Source organism: Actinospica durhamensis (assembly GCF_018139695.1).
GTDB lineage: Bacteria > Actinomycetota > Actinomycetes > Streptomycetales > Catenulisporaceae > Actinospica > Actinospica durhamensis.
In genome coordinates this window covers 1-3,715 of record NZ_JAGSOG010000456.1, presented here as the reverse complement: position 1 = coordinate 3,715, position 3,715 = coordinate 1, and the positions used below count along the sequence as shown (strand labels likewise).

Here is a 3,715-nt window from a genome sequence, read left to right as displayed (position 1 = left end):
TATAAGGGACAGGGGCGGGTCGGGCTGCCGGTGCACCTGCACGTCGCCGAGTCCGATGATCGGGCCCTGACGCGGTGGGCGCCGTACCTCGACGGGTACGCCCGGTTCGCGGCCGCGCTGCGCGGGACCGGCGACGGGCCGCAGAGCGTGGCCGAGCTGCTGGCCGGTCCAGCGATCTGCGGAAGCCCGGAGACGGTCGCGGCGCGGCTGAACGAAGTGACGGCGCAGTTCAGCCTGGACGCGCTCTACGTGCTGCTGGACGTGGGCGGGCTGCCCGCCGCGGACGTGCACGCGTGCATGCGGCTGTTCGCCGAGCAGGTCGTGCCGCGGCTCGGGGACGGGAGCGCGGGCGCGAGCTGACGCCGGCTCAGCCGCGCCCCTCCCCCGCGGCGGGACGCGCGGCGAACCAGTCGATGGTGGCGGTCAGGCCCTTGTCGAGGTCCACGTTCGGGGCCCAGCCGAGCGCGGTACGGGCCAGCGTGATGTCCGGCCGGCGCAGGCCCGGGTCGTCGACCGGGCGCTCGACGAACTCGAGCGGCGAGCGCGAGCCGCACAGTTCCCGGATACGCACGGCCAGCTGCGCGATGGTCAGCTCGGCCGGGTTGCCGAGGTTGATCGGGCCCGGGTGGCCGGCCCGGGCGGCGGCGAGCAGGCCCGCGACGGTGTCCTCGACGTAGCACAGCGACCGGGTCTGACTGCCGTCGCCCGCCACGGTCAACGGCTGCCCGGCCCTGGCCTGGACGATGAAGGTGGGCACGGCCCGGCCGTCGTGGGCGCGCATGCGCGGGCCGTAGGTGTTGAACAGCCGCACGATGACCGTGTCCGCGCCGGTTTCCACGTCCTGTCCGGCGCGGTACGCCGTGGTCAGCGCCTCGGCGTAGCGCTTGGCCTCGTCGTAGCAGCTGCGCGGGCCGACCGGGTTGACGTTGCCCCAGTAGGACTCGGCCTGCGGGTGCGCCAGCGGGTCGCCGTAGACCTCGGAGGTGGAGGCGAGCACGAACCTGGCGTGTTTGCGGCGGGCGAGTTCGAGGGTGTTGAACGTGCCCTCGGCACCGGCGCGCAGGGTCGCGACGGGGTGGCGCAGGTAGTCGCGGGGGGAGGCGGGCGAGGCGAGGTGGAAGACGAGGTCGACCAGTCCGGCGACGTCGAAGGGTTCGCACACGTCGTGGCGGCGGAAGTGGAAGTGGGAGTCGCCCTGACGGTCCGCCAGGTTCTCCAGCGAACCCGTCAGCAGGTTGTCGAGGCACACGACCTCGGCGCCGGCCTCGCGCAGCCGGTCGCACAGGTGCGAGCCGACGAAGCCGGCGCCCCCGGTCACCACCGCCCGGGCGCCGGCCAGCCCGGGCGGCGCGCCGGTCCCGCCCACGACTCGCGCAGCCCCGCTCACGATTCGCGCAGCGAGCGGCCGGTCTTGCTCAGGAACACGTCGTCGAGGGTGGGGCGGTGCAGTTCGATGGTGGCCATCTCGATTCCGGCGTCGTCGAGGGTGCGCATGATCCGGGGGATGGCGCTCTCCCCCGCGTCCACGGACAGCCGCAGCTCTCCGCCCTCGCGTACTTCGGCGGAGCTGAGGTAGGGCTCGGCGGCCAGGATCTCGCGGGCCTTCTCGGCCGCGTCGCCGAGGCCGACGGTGACCACGTCGCCGGAGATCTCCCGCTTGAGCGCGGTCGGGGTGCCCTCGGCCACGATCTTCCCGCCGTCGATGATGGCGACCCGGTCGCACAGGGCGTCGGCCTCGTCGAGGTAGTGGGTGGTGAGGAACACGGTCATGCCGGTGGCGCGCAGCCGGCGCACCTCGTCCCAGACGGTGGCGCGGCTGGCCGGGTCGAGGTTCGCGGTGGGCTCGTCGAGGAAGACCAGCCGGGGCCGGTGGACCACGCCGAGGGCGATGTCCACGCGGCGGCGCTGGCCGCCGGAGTAGGTCTTGCACTTGCGGTCGGCGTACTCGGTCAGCTGGAAGGCCTCGATCGCCTCGACGGCGCGGGTCTCGGCCTCGGCCTTGGCGATGCCGTGCATGCGGGCCTGCAGGATCAGCTCCTCGCGGGCGGTGGCGTCGTCCCAGGTGCCGCCGCCCTGGGCGATGTAGCCGATGCGGTGGCGCACCTCGCCGGGTTCGGCCAGCAGGTCGGCGCCCGCGATCAGGGCGTGGCCGCCGTCGGGCGGGATGAGCGTGGTCAGCATGCGCAGGGTGGTGGTCTTCCCGGCGCCGTTGGGGCCGAGGAAGCCGAAGATCTCCCCGTCCGCGACCTCGAGGTCGAGGCCGATGACGGCTTCGACGGTGGAGCTCTTGCGGCCGCGGCCGGTCTGGAAGGTCTTGCGCAGGCCCTTGGTCTCGATCACCGTGTCTTCTCCCGTCTACCGAACCGTCTACCGAACCGAGCGCGCGAACTGCCGCGCGGACCAGACCAGGGCCAGGACCGCGAGGGCGAGCATCATGGTGAGGCTGTGCCAGACCGAGGGGTCGGCGGTGTGGCTGTGGAACAGGGCGCGCATGGCGGTCACGGCCCAGCTGAACGGGTTCCAGTCGGCGATGCCGCGCAGCCAGCCGGGGGCGAGCGCGATCGGCAGGAGGGTGCCGGAGAGCAGCATCAGCGGCTGCGCGACGTTGTTGATCACCTGGCCGAGCACGCCCGGGTTCCGCAGCCGCAGCGCGATGCCGTAGGAGAAGGTGGCGCTGGTGAACGCGATCAGGGCGAGCAGCAGGTAGCCGGTGAGCAGCTCCGGCACGTGCACGAACAGGCCGAACGGCATGGAGAGCACGATGATGATGGCGGCCTGGATGACGAGGGTGACCACGTCGCGCAGGGATCTGCCGAACAGCAGGGCCAGGCGGCTGACCGGGGTGACCCGGGTGCGTTCGACCACCCCGGAGCCGAGCTCGGCGAGCAGGCCGAAGCCGGCGTAGAGGCCGCCGGCCAGGGCGAGCGCGACGAGCATGCCGGGGACGTAGATGCGGTAGGCCTCGGTCATCGAGGTCGCGCCCATGGACGCGAGCGCGGGCTTGAGCAGCGGCGCGAAGAGCGCAAGGTAGACCACGGGCTGGGCGACGCCGAGGAAGACCCACAGCGGGGAGCGGAACATCAGCAGCGTGTGCCGCTGGAAGACCAGCCAGATGTCACGCAGTACTTTCACAGTGCCCTACTTTCACGGTGTCCTCCGGCGGCGACCGGGATGCTTCCGGCCAGTTCTTCGAGGTGCGCGGCGGCGGCTTCGGCGCCGCCGGCCGCGTGCAGCGCCCGGCCGACGCGGTGGGCGGCGGCGCGGTATGAGGGGTCGGCGAGCACGGCGGTGAGCGCCTCGCGCAGCCCCTGCGGGCCCACCCGTGGGAACGAGACGCGGATGCCGGCTCCGGCGGCGGCGACCTGGTCGGCGTTGACCGGCTGGTCGCCCTTGATCGGGGCGATGACCAGCGGCACGCCGTGCACCAGCGCTTCGCAGACGGTGTTGAGCCCGCCGTGGCCGATGACGGCGTCCAGACGCGGCATCAGGTCCAGTACCGGGACCCGGGAGCGGACCAGGACGTGCGGCGGCGGGTCCTCGATGGTGCCGTCGGGGGCGACCACGATCGCCTGGACGCGCGTGCCGAGCGGGCGCAGGGCCTCGATCGTGCGGGCGTAGAAGTCGCGGGCGATGTCCATGGAGAGCGTGCCCATGCTGACCAGGACGAGGCGGCGGGTGTCGTCGAGGGCGTCGAAGGGGAAGTCGGGGTCCGGCG

At 73.0% G+C, this 3,715-nt stretch carries 4 protein-coding genes and 1 pseudogene; 1 reads left to right on the top strand and 4 read right to left on the bottom strand.

Annotated elements, in window-relative coordinates; all coding sequences use genetic code 11:
• Positions 1–360, top strand: a pseudogene (locus tag KDL01_RS39785) (hypothetical protein); the annotation flags it as partial.
• A 7-nt stretch (positions 361–367) separates the two neighbouring features.
• Here KDL01_RS39785 and KDL01_RS39780 read toward each other — a convergent pair.
• The 4 genes from KDL01_RS39780 to KDL01_RS39765 form a co-directional block, all read right to left on the bottom strand.
• Positions 368–1,387: an NAD-dependent epimerase/dehydratase family protein gene (locus tag KDL01_RS39780; RefSeq protein ID WP_307846793.1), complete on the bottom strand. Its 1,020-nt coding sequence runs from the start codon at positions 1,385–1,387 to the stop codon at positions 368–370.
• A complete protein-coding gene (locus tag KDL01_RS39775) occupies positions 1,384–2,340 on the bottom strand; it encodes an ATP-binding cassette domain-containing protein (RefSeq protein WP_212533898.1) in 957 nt (318 codons plus the stop codon). Before KDL01_RS39775 ends, KDL01_RS39780 begins: the two co-directional genes overlap by 4 nt.
• Positions 2,341–2,367: 27 nt before the next feature.
• Positions 2,368–3,132, bottom strand: coding sequence for an ABC transporter permease (locus tag KDL01_RS39770; protein ID WP_212533897.1), 765 nt, complete (start codon positions 3,130–3,132; stop codon positions 2,368–2,370).
• Positions 3,129–3,715 (bottom strand): glycosyltransferase (locus tag KDL01_RS39765; RefSeq protein ID WP_281415847.1); only part of this gene is annotated, 587 nt, incomplete at its 5' end. The genes KDL01_RS39765 and KDL01_RS39770, both read right to left, overlap by 4 nt.